Consider the following 20,002-nt stretch of genomic DNA (forward strand, 5'->3'; position numbering starts at 1 on the left):
ATTAAAGCGCCTAATTTGTTAAGTGAATTCTATTTATTAAGAATAATTTTTTTTAAATGCTTTGTAGTTAAATCACTTATTATAAAAATTAGAATCTTAACCTAAATAAGAATAAATAAAATTATGGATTACGCTAAAGAATTTGAAAAATTCGCGATAAAAGATCAAGGTATAAGTAGTACATATTACAATAAAATTGTAAGCAGTATGTATCCGCAAAGTATGACTCCGTACATTATTGAAGAGCGTCAATTGAATATTTCTCAATTAGATGTATTTTCTCGTTTAATGATGGATCGTATTCTTTTTCTAGGAACAGGAATTGATGATAATATTGCTAATATTGTTCAAGCACAGTTGTTGTTTTTAGAAAGTGTTGACGCTAATAAAGACATTCAGATGTATATTAATTCTCCAGGAGGAAGTGTATATGCTGGTTTAGGTATTTACGATACTATGCAGTTTATAAAACCAGATGTAGCAACTATTTGTACTGGTATGGCGGCATCAATGGGGGCTGTATTATTATGTGCAGGAGCCAAAGGAAAACGTAGTGGATTAACGCATTCTCGTGTTATGATTCATCAACCTTTAGGTGGTGCTCAAGGACAAGCAAGTGATATAGAAATTACTGCTAGAGAAATCTTGATTTTAAAAGAAGAACTTTATAAAATTATTAGTAATCATTCAGGTCAAACTTACGAAAAAGTATATGATGATAGTGACAGAGACTATTGGATGAAAGCAGATAAAGCTAAAGAATATGGTATGATTGACGAGATTTTAGCTCGTAATTAAATAAAATTTTTGTAATTTTAAAGACTTGTCACAGAATGATTTGTGACGTTTTCTCTCAAAAACAAATTAAGATTAATGGCAAAAGAAGAGTTAGAATGTTCGTTTTGTGGTCGTAAAAAACCCGAAACAAATTTATTAATAGCAGGATTAGATGCTCATATATGTGATAGATGTATAGAGCAAGCACACGGTATTGTTTTAGAAGAATCTAAACAAACAGATAGTAGTGATTTATCTGCGGAGTTAAAATTACGCAAGCCACAACAAATTAAAACATTCCTTGATGAATATATTATTGGGCAAGACATGACTAAAAAAGTTATGTCTGTTGCCGTTTATAATCATTATAAGCGTTTATTACAACAGCCTACAAATGACGATATTGATATTCAAAAAAGTAATATCGTAATGGTTGGACAAACAGGGACGGGTAAAACTTTAATGGCTAAAACCATAGCGAGAATGCTTAATGTACCTTTGGCAATTGTTGATGCAACTGTTTTAACAGAAGCGGGTTATGTTGGTGAAGATGTAGAGAGTATTTTAACACGTTTGTTACAAGCTGCCGATTATAATTTAGAGAAAGCCGAAAAAGGTATAGTGTTTATAGATGAGATCGATAAGATTGCTCGTAAAAGTGACAATCCATCTATTACTCGTGATGTATCTGGTGAAGGCGTACAACAAGCTTTACTTAAACTTTTAGAAGGTACTATTGTTAATGTGCCGCCAAAAGGTGGTCGTAAACATCCAGATCAAAAGTTTATAGAAGTTAATACTGAAAATATTTTATTTATTGCAGGAGGAGCCTTTGATGGTATTGAACGTCATATTTCAAAACGATTAAATATGCAAGCCGTTGGGTATAGTGCTTCTATGTCTGATGATGCCGTAGACCAAAGTAATTTACTTCAGTATATTATTCCAAAAGATTTAAAAGATTTTGGATTAATTCCTGAAATTATAGGAAGACTTCCAGTGCTTACGTATATGGATCCTTTAGATGCTAAAACATTAAGAGCCATACTTACAGAGCCTAAAAATGCCATTATTAAGCAGTATAAAAAGCTGTTTACTATGGATGAAATTGATTTTACAATTACCGATGGTGCTTTAGATTATATCGTAGGAAAAGCTATAGAATATAAATTAGGAGCTAGAGGATTGCGTTCACTTTGTGAAGAGATTTTAACCGATGCTATGTTTGAATTACCAAGTAGTGATGAGAAAAGTTTAAATGTTACAAAATTGTATGCAGAAGATAAACTAGCTAAAACAACTTTAAAGAAGCTTAAAGCCGTTTCATAATTAAAGTTGAGACTATGAGTTATAAAAAAAACCACGCTATTAGCGTGGTTTTTTTGTTTTATGGATGTTAATTAATAAAGGACATTATGGATAAATCTAAATTATCATTTGATGTAAATATTTAATGAGGGAACTAAATATTTACTGTCTTTATTTCAATTTGTTTTTTAAAACTTTGTTAAAAGTATACTTAATTAGCACACTTGCAAAGATTTTATTTTTGTTTTAGATAATGAGAAGATATATTCGTTTAAAATCTTTTATGATTGCATTTAATCGAAGATTAGTGTTCAATTATGAATTTAATCCAAGTAAATCGTCTATATAATCTCTAGTATTTGAAAGACGCGGTATTTTGTGTTGTCCACCTAATTTGTCATTTTGTTTTAACCAATCATAAAACAAATTTTCACGAGCAATATTTATTTTTGGCTTATTTAGTGTGATATTATTATAGCGTTTTGCTTCATAATCGGAGTTTAGTGCTTTTAGTGCATTATCAAAAAGTTCATTAAAATAATGAATATCTTTTGGAGGTGTTTTAAATTCAATAAGCCATTCGTGTCCTCCTTTTTCTTTGCCTTCCATAAAAATAGGAGCTGCTGTATAATCTACAATTTCAGACCTAGTTCGTTTACATACTTTTTTTAAAGCGTCTTCAGCATTTTCAATAATAAGTTCTTCTCCAAAAACATTAATATGATGTTTGGTGCGTCCTGTAACTTTTATTCTGTATGGGTTTGTTGAGGTAAATCTAACAGTATCACCAATTTTATAACGCCATAGACCAGCATTGGTGGTAATAATAACCGCGTAATTTTGGTTTAATTTGACTTCGCTTAGCGGAATAGCTTTTTCTTCAGGGGTAGCATAAATATCTATGGGAATAAATTCATAAAAAATACCATAATCAAGCATTAAAAGTAATTCGCTAGAATTGTTTTTATCTTGAATAGCAAAAAAGCCTTCCGAAGCATTATATATTTCGTAATATTTAAAATCTTTTTTAGGGAGTATTTTTTTGTATTGATCCTTATAAGGAGTAAAGCTTACACCGCCATGAAAATACACTTCTAAATTGGGCCAAACATCATGTATATTTTGTTTACCAGTAGTTTCTAAAACATTATTAAGTAATACAAGCATCCAGGATGGTACACCTGCAAGACTGGTTACCTTTTCATTAATAGTTTCATCAACAATAGCTTGCATTTTATATTCCCAATCATTCATTAAAGACACCTTATTGCTCGGGGTGCTGCTAAATTCTGCCCAAAAAGGCATATTGTCAATTAAAATAGCCGACAAATCGCCAAATATAGTGCCGTTTTCTTTTAGTAATTCTTTACTACCACCTAAGCGTAAACTCTTTCCTGTAAATAATTGTGAATCTTCATTATTATTTAAATACATGCATAATAAATCTTTACCAGCAGCATAATGACAATCTTCAAGCGATTCTTGACTAACGGGGATGAATTTACTTTTTGCTCGCGTAGTGCCGCTAGATTTTGCAAACCATTTTATAGGCGTAGGCCAAAAGAGATTATTTTCGCCTTTCATAGCACGTTCAATAACATTTTGCCAACCATCATAGTTTTTTATAGGAATACGTTCTGAAAATTCTCTATAATTTTTTATTGAAGCAAAATCATATTCTTTGCCAATTTCTGTGTCTTTAGCCGTATCTATAAGACTTAAGAGTAATTCGTTTTGTACTTCGTTAGGGTATTTTAAAAACAATTCTATTTGATGAAATCGTTTTTTTAAAAACCAAGAAGCAACAGAATTAACTAATGGTATTGGCATATTTGTTTTATATTTAAGTTCTTAAAAATAATACTTTTTTTTATGACCTACCAAGGTGTTTTAACAAAAATGGAAACAGAGTTTTCTCAACCTATTCAATACTATTTAGTATTTGAAAATGACTTTTTAAATATGAATCAGTTATTAAATAAGGATATTACGATTCAATTTGTTAAATATCAATGTTTAAATTGCGGATTAGACATACCAATTTATAGACAAGGTTTTGATAAACAATGCTTTTATGAAGTGCCTCAAGCAGCCGACTGGATTATGCGACCAGAGCTAAGTAAAGCGCATTTGGGTATAGAAGATCGTGATTTGGAGTTTGAAAAGAAAGTGCAATTACAACCTCATATTGTGTATTTAGCTAATTCTAGTAATGTAAAAGTAGGGGTTACAAGGAAAAACCAAGTGCCAACCCGTTGGATAGATCAAGGTGCGCATGAAGCTATTGAAATTGTTGAGGTACCCAATAGGTATTTAGCAGGTGTAACAGAGCTTGCTTTAAAAAACTATGTAGCAGATAAAACGAATTGGCGTAAGATGCTTAAAAATGACATAGAAGATGAAAATTTAGTTGAGTGGCGTGAGCGTTTAAAACAATATATTCCTGTTGAAGCAAAAGATTATTTTATAGAAAGCAATACAGAAACAAATTTAGAGTTTCCAGTTTATAAGTATCCAGAGAAACCTAAGAGTTTAAATATTGTAAAAGAACAGCAGTATTCAGGGAAATTAGTAGGAATAAAAGGGCAGTATCTTATTTTTGAAGACAATACAGTTTTTAATGTGAGATCCAATGAGGGTTTAGTTGTAGATATTACTGTAAAATAAAAATCCCATTTATAAAGGTTATTATAAACGGGACATATATTTGGTAGAGAATTAAAGACTAAATTTCTTCTTGGTCTCTTAAGTTTTGAATGTATTCAGCTTTTTGAATTTGACGACGTCTTTTTACAGATGGCTTAGTGAAAAATTGACTTTCTCTTAAGTTCTGCATTACTTTAATATTTCTGTGTTTACGTTTGTAACGTTTTAAAGCGCGTTCTATGTTTTCGCCGTCTTTAATAATAATTTTTAACATATATAATTTTTAATTAATTGATTTGTTATTTTAGGATTGTCCTAAAATGAATTCTTAATCGAGGATTTATAATTTAATAATCCCGTTTATTTCTGTGTTAAAACGATTTTGTCTGTTATCCAAAAGCGTCATTTCTATGAAGTTAAAAATGTAATATTTCTTACTGTAGAAATTTTTTCTTGAAAAAGAACGCTACAAAGATAAGGTTTTATTTTTGTAATAACAGAAACTAATTTAGTAAACGGTTAAAAGAGATTATATTAATTAAAAAGTGATATAAGCTTAGTTTATTGTTTAACAGTATCTTTTTGTTTTTTATTTCCACCTAATAAACCGCCTAAAACATTTTTAACAGCGTCTTTAGTTGTGTTTGTTTTTGTAGAATCAGTTTTTGTTTTATTGTTACCAACAATATCATTTAAAACATCTTTAACCGTATTATTTTGTTGCTGTTTTACAGAGTCGGTTTTAGTTTTATTGCCTCCAATAACATTTCCAATTAAATCTTTGACTTTGTCTTTGCCTTGATTTAGTAGTTTTTGTTTTTCTATCTCAACAAGTTGCTTCGTTAAATTTGAAACACCACTTGTTAAATCGGTTTTTACTGTTGGACTCGTAAAACTTCCACCAATATTGGCAGTTATCGGAACAGTAATTTTGTTTACCTCACTATCATTTATTTTACCAATAAGTCTGTTTACCTCGCTACCTAAATATTTTGCAGGAACATTAAAAATAGCACTATACGCTAATGTTTTGTCAAAACCATGACTTCCCGAAACGGTAATGGCAATATCTTCATATTTTAGGTCAAAAGGTTTAACACTTACTTTGCCATTTGCGAATTCTAATTTTGTTTTTAAGTCTTTTAAATTCAGTTTATCAAAATCAATAAAGCTTAAGGCTCCTTCAAGTTTATTCATTAGCTCACCTTGGTCGTTACCAATTCTTGTAGCTAATAATTCTGCCAAAGCATTACCAGAAACGGTGCTTAAATTTGGTGAAAAATCATCATCTAAATCTCCAGATAAACTTATACCGGTGTTTAGTTTTCCTTTAAGTAATCCTGCAATGGGAGCAAGGTTTTGAAGTAGCTCTAAATCTTTAAAAGATTTTGCTATATCAAATCCATCAGCTCCTATAATCATGTTGAAAGTTGGTGTTTTATCTTTGGTTGAAACCTCTCCAGAAATAGATAATGCTCCATCAAAAATATTAGATTTCATATTTTGAAGCGTTGCTTTTTGATCTTTCAATAAAAGAGTTCCAGTAACATCTTTTAAATTTAAATTATCGTAAACGACTGTTTTTGCATGGGCATTAATAGTACAATCTAAAAAGTCGGGTATTTTTAACGATTCGGTATCACTTGTTGTTTTGTCTTCTTCTGAACTTTTATCTTCCGACATAAAATCACTCACTTTAAATAGGTTTGAGTTTACATCAAAATTTCCTTTTAAAGTGTTGTTGCTTAATAAAAATCCAAGTAAATTTTTAATTGTTCCTGTGGCGTTTAAATCGCTATCACCTGTTTTAGCTTTAAAATTATTTAATGATACAGTTCCTGGATTAAAGGACATACTTGCTTGTGAAATATGAATGGGATTAACAATATCTTCCGAAGAAAAAACAAAATCAGTAATACTTGCAGAACCATTATTTTTAATGCGTTCATATGCATTGGTTTCAATTGCTTTCATATCAAAAGCAGTATTTAATTTTGCCTTCAATATACCTGTAAGCGCATTTTCTAATTCAATAGGATAGGCTTTGGTTATGTTAGCTAAATTTAAAACACCATCAATATTTGCATTTACTAGCATGTTTTTTGTGATGTTTTTTAAAGTTGCAGAAGATTTAAAAACATCATTATCAATTTTAAAATTTAACTTTTCGATATTTACATAGGTGTCATCTAGATTTCCTGTTGTGTTTTTAATTGAAGTATTTATGGAAATGTTTTCAACACGTTTTGGTAGATCTGGGTATTTAAATGATGCGTTGTTTGAAGTTATATTGATATCTAAATTAGGAATGGTTTCATCCGAATTTATTCCTTTTATAACGCCATTTACTTTAAAATCGCCAGTAGTTTGAACGTCTTCTATGTTTTTTGAATATTCTTTAGGTATTACCGCTAAGAAATTTTTGAAATCAGATTCTGGGTTTTCAAATGTAATATCTATGTCTTGTCCGTTTTCTAACAATTTTAAATATCCTTGAAATTCTAATGGCAATTGGTTAATGAAACCTTTGTTGTCTTTAAAGGTATAAACGCTGTTAGTAAGGTCTAAACCAATTATAGCATCTAATTTTATTGGGTTATTGTTTAAATAATTAGTGCTATCCATGGTAATACTAATGTTCGCATCACTTTTGGTGTTTAGCTCAGATTTATCAGTAGAAAAAACACCATTGCCTTTATGGTTAAGTTCTGAAATATGAACCAAAATATTAGCAGCTTCATCTATATAAGTAAAGGCGCTATTATTAATACTATAATCTTCTAAACTAAATGAAAAATTACCTTGGCTTGTTGGAGTTGTATTCGCATTTTTATCTTCTTTTGTAATGTCGTAATTATTGTTGCCAAATTTATCTGTTTTTAAGGTGATTAGAGCTTCGTCAACGTTTATAGAGTTAATAACAATAGGCTCGTCACTAGCGCTTTTAAACAGTTCTTTTATAGACATGGTGAACGAAATGTCTTTAGCAGTCGCAAAGGTTTCGTCTTTAAAAGGTTCAAAATTAGTAATGGTCAAATCACTTACGCTTACATGCGCTTGCGGAAAACTTTTAATAAAACTTAAACTAACATCGCTAAATTCTACTTGGGCGTTTACGTTTTCGTTTATAAAACGTTTCACTAGGTCTTTAATTTGACCTTGAAAAGCAAAGGGAATAGCAATTAAAAGTGCAAAAATAATTAGAATGCTAATACTGAATATTTTTAAAGCTTTTTTCATGTGTTTTTAATTATTGTTTTTTAGCGGTCACTTGTAACATTCATTTAATTATTTCCTTGGGTGTTGAAAATTTAGATATGAATGTTTCAAGAATTTTATTTTTTCATTAGTAAGGATTTGGTCTTCTTTACTTTGAGGTTTACAAAGATATACGTAAAAATGACGATAAAAGCTTACGTATGCGTTAATCTATTGCTAAATTTTATTTAGAGTAAATCTATTTCTTCATTCACTTTTAAGTTGAAACGTTTTCTGAATAAATACACGCCTAAATATAAAAAAGGCGTGTCACAGGCAGCAATAATAACTTTAAAAAGAAATCCACTTATAAGTAAGCCTTTAAAGTTTACCCAATCAATAATACCAAAAGAACAAAGAAGTGTTACTATGGTTAAAGTATCTACAAACTGGGAAAACCAGGTTGAAAAATTATTTCGTAACCATAAATGCTTGCCTTTGGTTAAGCGTTTCCAGAAATGATAAATTTGTATATCTACAAATTGTGCAAATAAATAGGTAAGCATACTTGCAAAAACAGCAATTGCCGAATTACCAAAAACGGTATTAAACATGTGGTCTTTTACGTAAGACCATGAGGTTGCTGGCACATTACTAGCGGTATAAATAATTAGAAGTGAAAATAAAGAAGCGAAAATACCAGTAATAACAACATCGTTAGCACGTTTTTTACCGTAAATCTCACTTATCAAATCGGTTATTAAAAAGGTAATGGGATAAGGTAAAATACCAACGGAGATTTCAAAAAGCTTATTTCCAAAAATTTCAATATCGAACGGATACCAATAAAAGAATTTTTGAAAAATTAAGTTCGAAACTACTAACGAGGTTATAAATAAAGCACCTAAAAGGATGTAAATACGTTGTGCAGCAAGTTTATCTTTTAATGTCATACAATTTGTGAATAAATGTTTTTTGTCAGTTCGAGTGATGCGACGATAGGAGCATTGTATCGAGAACTAATGTTAACTAAACTTCTTTTTTGCTAAGTTAGGAAGCTTTTCAAATTCATTTTTAATTAAAGCTTCTTTTTTAGCCCTTGACCATTTTTTAATTTGTTTTTCTGTTTGTATTGCTAATTCAACATTCGTGAATTCTGCATAAAATTCTAAACTAATTGGTATGCGCTTGTAAGTATAACTATTTGGGTGTTTCCCTGATTGATGTTCTATAGTTCTCTTTGTTAAATTAGAAGTTATACCTGTGTAGTAAGTTTTATCAGAACATTTTAAAATATAAACATAATATACTTTCATATTTAAAGAAATATAGCTTCTCGATACAATTCCGATAAAAAAATCGAAATTACTCGAAGTGACATTCGATTTCTCATTATGGTGTCAGTTAGAGCGATATGACATAAGAATATTGTATCAAGACAATTTGTGAATAAATAGCTTCTGTAAATATAAAGTAAACCATTTACTTTTCATTATTTTGCTTTTCTATGGTGAAACCAACAACATATTATATAGCATTAGGAAGTAATAAAGGCGATAAATTGAAAAATTTACAAGACGCCGTAGATGTTATTTATATGCGTATAGGGAATATTAAACTGATTTCTAAAGTTTATAAATCGCCAGCTTTTGGGTTTGAAAGTGACGATTTCCTTAATTGTTGTTTGGTTTTAGAAAGTGATTTTCAACCTCAAGAGGTGCTTGATAATTTGCTGGATATTGAAACTCAATTGGGAAGAACACGAAGTGAAGATGCTGGTTACGAAGCCAGAACTATAGATTTGGATATTGTTTTAGCTGAAGATGAAATTATCGATACTAAAACCTTGCAAGTGCCACATCCTGAAATGAGTAAGCGCAAGTTCGTGTTGTTGCCGCTTAGCGATATCGCTCCAAAAGTAAAGCATCCAAAATTTGAAAAAGAGGTATCTGTTTTATTAAATGAAAGTGAAGATACATCGGTTTTAGAGCCTATTAAAATCGGGTTAAAAAACCCAAATATGGCTTGCAATTTAGCGAAGTATAATTACATCGCAATTGAAGGTAATATAGGTGCTGGAAAAACCAGTTTAGCAACGAAAATAGCACAGGATTTTAATGCGAAACTGATTTTAGAACGCTTTGCCGACAATCCGTTTTTGCCAAAGTTTTACGAAGATCCTCAACGTTATTCGTTTCCTTTAGAAATGTCTTTTCTTGCAGATCGGTATCAGCAAATTTCTGACGATTTATCGCAACTCGATTTATTTAAAGATTTTATTGTAAGTGATTATGATGTGTTTAAATCACTCATATTCTCTAAAATCACCTTGCAAGATGATGAGTTTATGTTGTACCGAAAACTCTTTTATTTAATGTATAAAGAGTTGCGGAAACCAGATTTATACGTGTATTTATATCAAAATACAGAACGCTTACAAGCCAATATTAAAAAGCGCGGACGCGATTATGAGCAAAATATTGCCGATGATTACCTTGAAAAAATAAACACAGGCTATTTAGAGTTTTTAAAAACACAAACCGATTTTAACGTTAAAATTATTGATGTTTCTGATAGAGACTTTCTTCAAAACCGAGCCGATTATTTATGGGTTTTGAGTGAGATTTGCGGGGAGTGATTGGAGTTGCTTTTATCGGTTATTTATATGAAATGTTACGTGTTTGAGTGCGAGGATTTTTCGAAGGAAAATCAGAAGCTAGCAAACGAGCAATTAACATTGGTTTAGCTAAATTAGAAATTTTTTATGCATGGTGTTACCAAACGTTATTTATTTCTGTTAAACGGAGGCAATTCGCCAAATTCTTGTTCGTAATTGTTTAATAGTTCTTTTTCTTTTAAATGAATTTCCTCATATCCATTTAATTCAATTTCCAAATGCTGAAATTGAAATTTGCTTTTAATTAAGTCCGAATTTTTATATCTAATACCGCATTCATGATTTTCAGAGTAATAATCTGGGGAAATGGATTTTTTTAAATTAATAACTCTGTCTAAAAAGGAAGTTGCCTTTCCAATATACAAAATTCCGTTCGGGTCAGTTTTTAAAAGTCAGATTCTATTTTGTACCATAATTGAGAATCAGAAATTTTATACTTTTTTGAAGTCATTTGCTATTTGTTTTTTATTGCGGAAACTATTTTGTTAGTTCTTCTGTCCGCATACATTCTATTCAAAGCTGATATTGCCCAAATACTTGCAGGAATCCAACCAATAAATGTAATTTGCAGGATTAAACAAACAATTCCTGCTCCAATTTTTCCCTGAAGCATTAGAGAAAGCCAAGGAAGAAATAATGCTAAAATATATCTCATAATTTTTAAATTTAGTTATTCGGTTCTAATGTGTGGTAATATTTGAAATATAAATCCGTTTTTAATGTTTATATGTGCTAATAAGCGAATTTAAATTTTTTAAACTTTAGAATCAAGTTAAATTGTATATAAAAACTTTCAAGAGAAACAATTGTCATTCCTGCGCAGGAATGACAAAAAAGGTTTAGATTAAAACATAGAGGTTATTTAAAATACTCTAAACAAAGTCGTCAAAATTCGTCCTTTTCCATTTTCTAGAACATATTCATTAAGTTGTTTTTGTTCTTTAATTTTTAAATTAAAAGGAGACTTTAATATATTAACACCACTGTTTTGTTTTATTCTAATACCTTGCCCAGAAATAATGTCTTTGTTAGGTGTAAAGTCTCCCAGCGGGATGTGTTCTGTTAGAATAATGTATTTGTAAGCGCTTAATTTTTTTGTTATATCTTCTATGTCTTTATTAGACAAATGCTGTAATACTTGTCGTAATATAATACAGTCTCCAGATGGAAGTTCATCTTCTATAATATCTAAACAATAAAACTCTAAATTGTTTGCTTTGTATAATGTTTTGTTTCTGTTTATAAGGCTTTCAACAATATCTACAGCAATATACTTTTTCGCATATTTAGTGAGTTGTTTTCCAATATTAAAATCGCCACAACCTAAATCGCAAACCACTAAGGTGTTATTGTGAGATTCTAAAAATGCTATAATAACTTTTAAATAGGGATTTATAATTTCTGGATTATGTGAACCTGCGCCAGAATAAAAATCGAATTGGTTTCCTCCCCAAAGATGCATGTCGTAAATCTGGTTCATGGCATCTTTGGTTGGCCAAGGCGTCTTTATTTTTTTTGTCACTTAATATATTCTTCTATAAACGAAATTATAATTTTTAAGCCTTAGAGTCAAGTAAAACTTAGTAGTTTCTTCAGTAGTAAAAAGAATTCGCATTCAGTATAAGTCTTTTTATGATAAATAGTTAAGTATTGTAAATGTATTGCTATTTAAATTCACAATCTTTAAAAGTAATATCGTTAACTTTTCCAGTTATATTTTTTGTTTTTAACTCAGCACCATTCAAATTAAATAGCACATTTTCAAAAGCTATATTTGTACCATTAAGAACATTTATTAAAGAATCTGGTGTTTTTATACTGGTATTTTTAATGTTTATATTTTTAGCATCATTTATAATAATAAGATTAGAGCAGTTTGCATCTACATTATCTATGGTTAAGTTTGTTAGCGGTGATTCTGGAATGCCGTATACTTTTAAAAAATGTGTGCCATTTTCAATAATAATATTCGATATGCTAATATTTTTGTAAAAAGGAGTTAAGCTATTTACGTCTCTTATGGGTAATCTTTCTGCTAATTCGCCAACATAAGCAGGTGTGCCTAACATATCCCATTTAATACATGTAGCTTTAAGGTTCATTCGGATTCTATCATAATACAAATTTTCGCCACCGCCGCCTCTTGGTCGTCTGGTTTTAAATCGGATACCTACACCAGTGCCATCAAATACACAATCGTGTACATATAAATTACGAATCGTTCCTGCTGTTTCGCTTCCGCAAGTTACACCACCATGTCCCTTTAATGCTAGACAGTAGCGAACTACAATGTTTTCGGTAGCTTTATTTACTTTTAAACCATCTTCACCACGTCCAGATTTCATGGTAAATGCGTCGTCGCCAGTACTTAACGTGCAATATTCAATAAGGACATTTTTTGAGGATTCTATATCGATACCATCACCACGAGGAATGCCTACAGAATTTACAGAAACCCCTCTTATAATGACATTGTCGCAATACACGGGGACAATATTCCAGAATGCTGTATTTTCTAAAGAAATACCTTCTATATACACCTTTTTGCAATTAATAGGCGATATGAATTTTGGTGGAAGTATCCAGTCTTCTTTTGATCCGTCATGAATACGTTCTCTAGCAGGTTTGTTTAAATTTACAAGGCTTTCAATGGCTTTCGTATATGAACGTGCTTTTATTTCGCCATTGTAAGGCCCTATGAGTTTTCCTTTTCCCGTAATGGCTATATTTTCTTGGTTGTTGGCATAAATACAAGACGCAAGCGACATAACCTCTAAGCTTTCAACACGCGTAAATACAGCGGGCTGATAATCTTTTACATCGGTACTAAATGTTAATACAGCACCATCTTCAAGATGTAGATTGACATTGCTTTTTAAAGCAATACGCCCTGTTTTCCATTGGCCTTGAGGTATAACAACTGTTCCGCCACCTAATGCACTTAGTTCATCTATCGAATTTTGAATATGGGTTGTAACCAATTTTGAGGTATCAGCATCTCGATCTAAAATATTGATGCTTCTATCTGGAAACGTAGGTTTTTCAAATGCAGGCATTTCAAAAGGAGCAGATACAGGAGCAATCGTGTCTGGTAAAACCAATTGTCCTACTTGTTCTTTGGTAGGGATTGATTCAAGTTTACTATAATCTACTCCAGAAATAGTGTCGTTTTTACAATTAAAAAATACTACAATTGAAATTAAGGCAAGAAAAGGTCTCATTTTAAGAGGTGCGTTTAGTTTTAGAAAGATAAAACTATGCTTTTAAAAACTAAATAGATAATTGTTTTGTTCAATGGTTTATTTTATAAGCATAAAAGGATAGAGATTTTAGTACTAAGTATTTAATTTATTAGCTTTTCAACTTGCTAAAAATATCCCAGATAACAATTCCAGCACTTACCGAAATATTAAGAGAATGTTTCGTTCCAAATTGAGGAATTTCAATAACAACATCGCTAGTACTAACCACATCTTGAGCAACGCCTTTTACTTCGTTACCAAATACTAAAGCATATGTAGAATCTGCTTCAGGTTTAAAATCATTTAGCATGGTGGCATTTTCAGCTTGTTCTATAGAACATATTTTAACGTTTTCAGATTTTAATTTTTCAATTAAATCTATGGTGTTTTCAGCATATTCCCAATCTACGGTTTCGGTACTGCCTAAAGCTGTTTTGTGTATGTCTTTATGTGGCGGGATTGCTGTTATTCCGCAGAGATAAATCTTTTCAATTAAAAAGGCGTCACTGCTTCTAAATACCGAACCAATATTGTTTAAACTTCTAATGTTGTCTAGAACAATAATAATGGGTGTCTTTTTTGCGTCTTTAAAAGCATCAACACTTAATCTATCTAATTCGTTATTTTTCAGTTTCCGCATGTTACAAATATCCAAAAAAAAACTCCCTTTTTAAAAGGAAGTTTTCAATATGATTTTTTAAAATAGAAATTATTTTTCAGCCTCTACAACAGGAGGATTAACTTTACCTTTTATATGAAGTACTTTTGTAGGTGCATTAACGGCATTTGAAATTAAAGTAACGCTTTTTGAAAAAGCTCCTGTTCTGTTAGTAGCATATTTTACTTTAATTACAGAAGATGCTCCTGGAGCAATAGGTTCTTTAGGCCAAGTAGGAACAGTACATCCACAAGATCCTTTGGCATTTGTAATTACTAAAGGGGCATTACCTGTATTAGTGAATTTAAATTCTCTATTTCCATCAGAATTATTCTCTATAGTTCCGTAATCTATAGTTTCTGTTTCAAATTTAATTTTAGCACCATCTTTATTAGTAACAGTTTTTTCAATAGGTGTTGTTTTTGCAGCGGTTTGGGCAATACTTATGGTTGTCATACCAAGTAAAGCAAAGCTTAATAAAATTACTTTTTTCATGTTTGAATGGGAATATTATATTAATATGTATATCAAAACTAAGAAAACTTATTTGATCTCATAGATATTAGCAAGTAGAATTTTATTTTTAACATAATTTTATAACATCTTTTGAATTGACTAAATTCGCCAAGAGACAAAATCTGAATTAAAATTTTACTTTTTTGACAGCAAAAACCAAAACTAAGAAGGAAACACCGTTAATGAAACAGTATAATGCGATTAAGGCTAAATACCCTGATGCTTTGTTGTTATTTCGTGTCGGCGATTTTTATGAAACCTTTGGTGAAGATGCTATTAAAACAGCAGGTATTTTAGGTATTATTTTAACAAAGCGAGGTGCTGGTAGTGAAAGTGAAATTGAGTTAGCAGGGTTTCCGCACCATTCTATAAATACCTATTTACCTAAACTGGTTAAAGCAGGACAGCGCGTTGCCATTTGCGATCAGTTAGAAGACCCAAAACAAACTAAAACCATCGTAAAACGTGGAGTTACCGAATTGGTAACACCTGGAGTTGCTTTAAACGATGAGGTTTTGGTTTCAAAATCTAATAACTTTTTGTGTTCTGTTTATTTTGATAAAAAATATATTGGTATTTCGTTTTTAGATATTTCTACAGGAGAATTTTTAACCTCTCAAGGAAATGTTGAATATATAGATAAGCTATTACAAAACTTTAGTCCGAGTGAGGTCTTGGTTTCTAAACAAAAGCGAAGCACTTTTAGCGACACGTTTGGTGACGATTTCCATACGTTTTATATGGAAGATTGGGTTTACCAGACCGATTATGCATACGAAACTTTAATAAAACATTTTGATACTAAAACCTTAAAAGGTTTTGGTATTGAAGATTTACATGAAGGCATTATTGCATCAGGATCTATTTTACATTATCTAGGCGAAACACAGCATAATAAATTACAACATATTGCTTCTATTTCTAGAATTGCAGAAGATGATTATGTGTGGATGGATAAATTCACTATTAGAAATTTAGAGCTTTATAATTCTACCAATAATAATGCGGTTACCCTTTTAAATGTTATTGATAAAACCATTTCGCCTATGGGCGGACGACTTTTAAAACGTTGGTTAGCGCTGCCTTTAAAAAACGTTGAAAAAATAAAGCAACGCCACGAAGTGGTTAGTTTTTTAACTAAGGAAAATACCGTACTTCAAAAAATTCAAAATCATATTAAGCTTATTGGCGATTTAGAACGGTTAATTTCTAAAGTAGCCACAGCAAAGGTAAATCCGCGTGAAGTTATTCAGCTTAAAAATTCTTTAGAAGCTATTGTGCCTATTAAGGCATTGGCATCAAATTGCAATAACGACTCTTTAAAAATTATTGGAGATACGTTACAAAGTTGTGAAGTGCTTCGCGAAAAGATAAAGGAAACACTTAATGAAGAAGCGCCTGTAAATGTTTTAAAAGGGCATAGTATTGCTGCTGGGTTTTCTGTTGAATTAGATGAATTAAGAGGTTTGTCTAAATCTGGGAAAGATTATCTTGATAACATGCTAAAGCGTGAAAGTGAACGGACAGGTATTACATCACTTAAAATAGCATCTAATAATGTATTTGGATATTATATTGAAGTACGTAATAGCCATAAAGACAAAGTACCAGAAGAATGGATTAGAAAACAAACTTTGGTGAATGCAGAACGTTATATTACCGAAGAACTTAAAGAATACGAAGCCAAAATTTTAGGTGCCGAAGACAGAATTCAAGCCATTGAGCAACAATTATTTTCAGAATTAGTAAGTTGGTTAAGTCAGTATATAAAACCAGTACAACAAAATGCGTTCTTAGTAGGGCAATTAGATTGTTTGTGTGGGTTTGCACAATTAGCAAAAGACAATAAGTATGTGTATCCTATTATCGATGATTCTTTCGATTTAGATATTAAAGATGGTCGACATCCTGTTATTGAAAAACAACTACCAATAGGTGAAGCCTATATTGCTAATAATGTGTTTTTAGATAGAAGTGCTCAGCAAATTATCATGATTACAGGACCTAATATGTCTGGTAAGTCGGCTATTTTGCGCCAAACAGCCTTAATTGTGTTACTCGCTCAAATGGGTAGTTTTGTTCCTGCAAAGGAAGCGAGAATCGGTTTGGTAGATAAAATTTTTACTAGAGTAGGAGCCAGCGATAATATTTCGATGGGAGAATCTACATTTATGGTAGAAATGAATGAAACAGCCTCTATATTAAATAATATTTCAGATAGAAGTTTAGTATTGTTAGATGAAATTGGTCGTGGTACGAGTACTTATGATGGTATTTCTATAGCTTGGGCTATTAGTGAATATTTACATGAACATCCTGCAAAACCGAAAACGCTTTTCGCAACACATTACCACGAGCTTAATGAAATGAGTGAAACATTTGAACGCATTAAAAATTTCAATGTTTCGGTAAAAGAATTAAAAGACAATGTGCTTTTTTTACGGAAGTTAGTTGAAGGAGGCAGCGAGCATAGTTTTGGTATTCATGTGGCAAAAATGGCGGGTATGCCACAACAAGTTTTACGTCGTGCTAATCAAGTTTTAAAGAAATTAGAGAAGTCGCATTCTAGTGAAGAGCTTACAGATAAGGTGAAATCGATACAAGATGAGATGCAACTCAGTTTTTTTAATTTAGACGATCCTTTACTTGAAAATATTAAAGAGGAAATATTACACATTGATATTGATACACTTACGCCCGTTGAAGCGCTAATGAAATTAAATGAAATTAAGCGTATGTTGGTTAAGAAAAAGTGAGCTTAAAAATAATTTCATTTATTTTTAAAAAAGGCTTTGCAGTTTCTATAAAAGTTTTAAATTTGCATCCGCAATAGCGATGTTGCTTCGTTCATTAAAAGACTGCGAAAGTAGCTCAGGGGTAGAGCATCACCTTGCCAAGGTGGGGGTCGCGGGTTCAAATCCCGTCTTTCGCTCTGATACTTTTTAAAATATACCAAGCTGAAGTGGTGGAATTGGTAGACACGTTGGACTTAAAATCCAATGTCCATTAGGACGTACGGGTTCAAGTCCCGTCTTCAGTACAAAGCCTTATCTTTTATTAGATAAGGCTTTTTTTGTTTTTATATGTTTGTTTTGTGATTTACAGGAGTTTTTTAAGCCAGAATTTTGTTTGCATTAGAATTGTTCAATGTACTCGATTCATTTTACTTTGTCTTATAATAGTCTTGTAGAATGTAAAATGCTTTTTTCTTAACACCTTTTTCTGAAATTAAACCTTTTCGGTTCCATCCGTCTTGTATATCTGGTAATTGTCTAAGGGGAGACATGAAGTCGACTAAAATCCAAGGAGTCATACCAGCCAATCCATCTATCTTATTAAACATTGCAAGGTTCTCTATATATAAATTTTCTTGATATTCTTCGCTCCATCTGGTAAGTTTGTCTGCATAAAACCCTTGAAGAGCTCCACCACCAAATTCGCTAACTATTATGGGTTTATTAGCACTTGATGTAATTGTTTTTTTTCTACACTCTTCAGGTAAACCTCCGTACCATCCTAAATATTCATTAAAGCTAACAATGTCGAGATATTTCATAATAGGATCACTAACGGTATAGTGGTTTTCAGGATTTCCATCACCTGCCTGATCTTTTTTACAGGCAGCACTTAGTAAGCGTGTATTATCTAAAGATTTGACATGTTCTGCTATCGCTTTTAAGAATTCGTTTCGAGCTTTTGTTGGTGTTGTTTCATTAGCTATTGACCAGATAATTGAGCTCGCCCTGTTGTAGTCTCGATTTATAAGCTCGGTATATTGTTTTTTTGCTTTTAGAAGAACTTTTGGATTGTCCCATTCAATACCCCAATATAAGGGTAATTCTTCCCAAAGCATTATTCCCATTTCGTCTGCTAATCTAACAATGTTTTCTTGATGTGGGTAGTGTGCTAAACGAATAAAGTTACATCCTAATTGTTTTGCCCATCCTAAGACCAATTTTGCATCATCTATAGAGTTGGCTCTGTCTCTACGAAGTGGATTCTCATCATGAAGAGAAATACCTTTTAAGAATACAGGATTGCCATTTAATAATATTTGCTTGCCTTTTGTATCAATGGTTCTAAATCCTATCCTATCATTAATTTTTTCAGTTTCAGTTTCAATAGAAACCTTATATAGTTTTGGAGTTTTTGGAGACCATAGGTCAAGATTTTTAACACTAATAGTAAAGTTACAAGTGCCAGTTGAATCAACAATAATCTCTTTGTTAACTTTTAATTCAGGTATAATAACTTTAACTTTTTGAGAAAATGTTCCTCCTGTAAGGGTTAAACTTCCATCAATTTGTTTGGTTTTGAGATTAAGTGTCGATTTATTAAGTGACAGAAAATAATTGGAAACAAATGCAGTTGGTACTTCTAATAGTTTAACATCGCGTGTTATTCCTCCATGGTTAAACCAATCAGTAACTTTTGCTGGTATCTGATCTTTCGAGCGGGTATTGTTTACTCCTACTATTAAATAGTTGTCTCTTTTTTTAATGAGATGTGTTACTTCGTAGCAAAATGGGGTAAAACCACCTTCGTGTTCACCTAGAATCTCTCCGTTAAAAGTAATAGTACTATTGTAATTGGCAGCCCCTAAGTAAATATAATAGCGTTTGTCTTTAGCAATGTTTTCTTTATCAAAAGTCTTACGATACCATATACTACCTTCGTAATATAGAAGCTCAGGTTTTTGAACATTCCAACCTCCAGGAACCCAAAGTGTTTGTGCAGAATCAAAACTATATTCCACTCTGTCTGTTTTATCCTTTTGTTTTATGTTTTTATAAAGTGGCATAAAACCAATTTGTCCAGTTTCATAAGGATCCATTACATATTTCCACTTACCGTTTAAACTGGTAAAAGTTCTGTTTTGTGTATTGGAAATAAATACTTCTTGACTATTTACTTGAGATATATTTGTAAGTAATGATAGTAAAAAAAATAATATGGAATTTTTAATTTTAGGCATAGTGT

Annotated in this window: 17 protein-coding genes and 2 tRNA genes; 7 read left to right on the forward strand and 12 right to left on the reverse strand. The window is 31.3% G+C overall.

Annotated elements, in window-relative coordinates; translation table 11 throughout:
* Positions 1-123: 123 nt before the first annotated feature.
* Positions 124-798, forward strand: coding sequence for an ATP-dependent Clp endopeptidase proteolytic subunit ClpP (gene clpP / locus RHP49_08985; protein ID WNH11061.1), 675 nt, complete (start codon positions 124-126; stop codon positions 796-798).
* A gap of 75 nt (positions 799-873) precedes the next feature.
* Positions 874-2,106, forward strand: a complete 1,233-nt coding sequence (clpX, locus tag RHP49_08990; protein WNH11062.1) for an ATP-dependent Clp protease ATP-binding subunit ClpX — start codon at positions 874-876, stop codon at positions 2,104-2,106.
* A 294-nt stretch (positions 2,107-2,400) separates the two neighbouring features.
* Here clpX and RHP49_08995 read toward each other — a convergent pair whose 3' ends face one another.
* On the reverse strand, positions 2,401-3,915 hold the full coding sequence (locus RHP49_08995) for a GH3 auxin-responsive promoter family protein (GenBank protein WNH11063.1): 1,515 nt from the start codon (positions 3,913-3,915) through the stop codon (positions 2,401-2,403).
* A gap of 42 nt (positions 3,916-3,957) precedes the next feature.
* On the opposite strand from RHP49_08995, the gene RHP49_09000 reads away from it, so the two are divergent.
* Complete coding sequence (locus RHP49_09000) at positions 3,958-4,752, forward strand: DUF2797 domain-containing protein (protein WNH11064.1); 795 nt, start codon at positions 3,958-3,960, stop codon at positions 4,750-4,752.
* A gap of 58 nt (positions 4,753-4,810) precedes the next feature.
* On the opposite strand, the gene rpsU is transcribed toward RHP49_09000, so the two are convergent.
* From rpsU to RHP49_09020, 4 genes are all read right to left on the reverse strand, one after another.
* Positions 4,811-5,005: a 30S ribosomal protein S21 gene (gene rpsU / locus RHP49_09005; protein ID WNH11065.1), complete on the reverse strand. Its 195-nt coding sequence runs from the start codon at positions 5,003-5,005 to the stop codon at positions 4,811-4,813.
* Positions 5,006-5,292: 287 nt separating this feature from the next.
* Positions 5,293-7,971: an AsmA-like C-terminal region-containing protein gene (locus RHP49_09010; protein WNH11066.1), complete on the reverse strand. Its 2,679-nt coding sequence runs from the start codon at positions 7,969-7,971 to the stop codon at positions 5,293-5,295.
* Between the two features lie 206 nt (positions 7,972-8,177).
* Entirely contained in the window at positions 8,178-8,882 is a 705-nt protein-coding gene (locus tag RHP49_09015; GenBank protein WNH11067.1) for a queuosine precursor transporter, read from the reverse strand.
* A gap of 72 nt (positions 8,883-8,954) precedes the next feature.
* Entirely contained in the window at positions 8,955-9,245 is a 291-nt protein-coding gene (locus tag RHP49_09020; protein ID WNH11068.1) for a GIY-YIG nuclease family protein, read from the reverse strand.
* A gap of 191 nt (positions 9,246-9,436) precedes the next feature.
* Here RHP49_09020 and folK point away from each other — a divergent pair, with 191 nt between their 5' ends.
* On the forward strand, positions 9,437-10,567 hold the full coding sequence (folK, locus tag RHP49_09025; protein WNH11069.1) for a 2-amino-4-hydroxy-6-hydroxymethyldihydropteridine diphosphokinase: 1,131 nt from the start codon (positions 9,437-9,439) through the stop codon (positions 10,565-10,567).
* Between the two features lie 146 nt (positions 10,568-10,713).
* Here folK and RHP49_09030 read toward each other — a convergent pair whose 3' ends face one another.
* The 6 genes from RHP49_09030 to RHP49_09055 all read right to left on the reverse strand — a co-directional run bounded on the left by RHP49_09030 (position 10,714) and on the right by RHP49_09055 (position 15,001).
* Positions 10,714-10,971 (reverse strand): hypothetical protein, encoded by a 258-nt coding sequence (locus RHP49_09030; protein WNH11070.1) that lies wholly within the window; start codon positions 10,969-10,971, stop codon positions 10,714-10,716.
* 89 nt (positions 10,972-11,060) lie between these two features.
* The gene (locus tag RHP49_09035) at positions 11,061-11,261 is read right to left on the reverse strand and encodes a YqaE/Pmp3 family membrane protein (protein WNH11071.1); all 201 of its coding nucleotides are present in this window, start codon (positions 11,259-11,261) and stop codon (positions 11,061-11,063) included.
* 207 nt (positions 11,262-11,468) lie between these two features.
* On the reverse strand, positions 11,469-12,128 hold the full coding sequence (locus tag RHP49_09040; protein WNH11072.1) for a class I SAM-dependent methyltransferase: 660 nt from the start codon (positions 12,126-12,128) through the stop codon (positions 11,469-11,471).
* 142 nt (positions 12,129-12,270) lie between these two features.
* A complete protein-coding gene (locus tag RHP49_09045; GenBank protein ID WNH11073.1) occupies positions 12,271-13,827 on the reverse strand; it encodes a glycosyl hydrolase family 28 protein in 1,557 nt (518 codons plus the stop codon).
* A 130-nt stretch (positions 13,828-13,957) separates the two neighbouring features.
* Complete coding sequence (locus RHP49_09050) at positions 13,958-14,488, reverse strand: RNA methyltransferase (protein ID WNH11074.1); 531 nt, start codon at positions 14,486-14,488, stop codon at positions 13,958-13,960.
* 69 nt (positions 14,489-14,557) lie between these two features.
* A complete protein-coding gene (locus tag RHP49_09055; GenBank protein ID WNH11075.1) occupies positions 14,558-15,001 on the reverse strand; it encodes a DUF1573 domain-containing protein in 444 nt (147 codons plus the stop codon).
* 203 nt (positions 15,002-15,204) lie between these two features.
* On the opposite strand from RHP49_09055, the gene mutS reads away from it, so the two are divergent.
* The 3 genes from mutS (at position 15,205) to RHP49_09070 (ending at position 18,062) form a co-directional block, all read left to right on the forward strand.
* A complete protein-coding gene (gene mutS / locus RHP49_09060; protein WNH14406.1) occupies positions 15,205-17,778 on the forward strand; it encodes a DNA mismatch repair protein MutS in 2,574 nt (857 codons plus the stop codon).
* 104 nt (positions 17,779-17,882) lie between these two features.
* Positions 17,883-17,954, forward strand: a tRNA-Gly gene (locus RHP49_09065).
* A 24-nt stretch (positions 17,955-17,978) separates the two neighbouring features.
* A tRNA-Leu gene (locus RHP49_09070) sits at positions 17,979-18,062 on the forward strand.
* Positions 18,063-18,185: 123 nt separating this feature from the next.
* Here RHP49_09070 and RHP49_09075 read toward each other — a convergent pair.
* Positions 18,186-19,997 carry a glycoside hydrolase family 2 TIM barrel-domain containing protein gene (locus RHP49_09075; protein WNH11076.1) on the reverse strand — a complete coding sequence of 604 codons (1,812 nt, stop codon included), beginning with the start codon at positions 19,995-19,997 and terminating at the stop codon, positions 18,186-18,188.
* Between the last annotated feature and the right edge of the window lie 5 nt (positions 19,998-20,002).

It is taken from the genome of Flavobacteriaceae bacterium HL-DH10, assembly GCA_031826515.1.
GTDB lineage: Bacteria > Bacteroidota > Bacteroidia > Flavobacteriales > Flavobacteriaceae > Thalassobellus > Thalassobellus suaedae.

What these genes read in the sequence shown, in the direction of transcription:
- clpP (WNH11061.1), top strand. Translation starts at nt 124, where the DNA reads ATGGATTACGCTAAAGAATTTGAAAAATTCGCGATAAAAGATCAAGGT.
- clpX (WNH11062.1), top strand. Translation starts at nt 874, where the DNA reads ATGGCAAAAGAAGAGTTAGAATGTTCGTTTTGTGGTCGTAAAAAACCC.
- RHP49_08995 (WNH11063.1), bottom strand. Translation starts at nt 3,915, where the DNA reads ATGCCAATACCATTAGTTAATTCTGTTGCTTCTTGGTTTTTAAAAAAA.
- RHP49_09000 (WNH11064.1), top strand. Translation starts at nt 3,958, where the DNA reads ATGACCTACCAAGGTGTTTTAACAAAAATGGAAACAGAGTTTTCTCAA.
- rpsU (WNH11065.1), bottom strand. Translation starts at nt 5,005, where the DNA reads ATGTTAAAAATTATTATTAAAGACGGCGAAAACATAGAACGCGCTTTA.
- RHP49_09010 (WNH11066.1), bottom strand. Translation starts at nt 7,971, where the DNA reads ATGAAAAAAGCTTTAAAAATATTCAGTATTAGCATTCTAATTATTTTT.
- RHP49_09015 (WNH11067.1), bottom strand. Translation starts at nt 8,882, where the DNA reads ATGACATTAAAAGATAAACTTGCTGCACAACGTATTTACATCCTTTTA.
- RHP49_09020 (WNH11068.1), bottom strand. Translation starts at nt 9,245, where the DNA reads ATGAAAGTATATTATGTTTATATTTTAAAATGTTCTGATAAAACTTAC.
- folK (WNH11069.1), top strand. Translation starts at nt 9,437, where the DNA reads ATGGTGAAACCAACAACATATTATATAGCATTAGGAAGTAATAAAGGC.
- RHP49_09035 (WNH11071.1), bottom strand. Translation starts at nt 11,261, where the DNA reads ATGAGATATATTTTAGCATTATTTCTTCCTTGGCTTTCTCTAATGCTT.
- RHP49_09045 (WNH11073.1), bottom strand. Translation starts at nt 13,827, where the DNA reads ATGAGACCTTTTCTTGCCTTAATTTCAATTGTAGTATTTTTTAATTGT.
- RHP49_09050 (WNH11074.1), bottom strand. Translation starts at nt 14,488, where the DNA reads ATGCGGAAACTGAAAAATAACGAATTAGATAGATTAAGTGTTGATGCT.
- RHP49_09055 (WNH11075.1), bottom strand. Translation starts at nt 15,001, where the DNA reads ATGAAAAAAGTAATTTTATTAAGCTTTGCTTTACTTGGTATGACAACC.
- mutS (WNH14406.1), top strand. Translation starts at nt 15,205, where the DNA reads ATGAAACAGTATAATGCGATTAAGGCTAAATACCCTGATGCTTTGTTG.
- RHP49_09075 (WNH11076.1), bottom strand. Translation starts at nt 19,997, where the DNA reads ATGCCTAAAATTAAAAATTCCATATTATTTTTTTTACTATCATTACTT.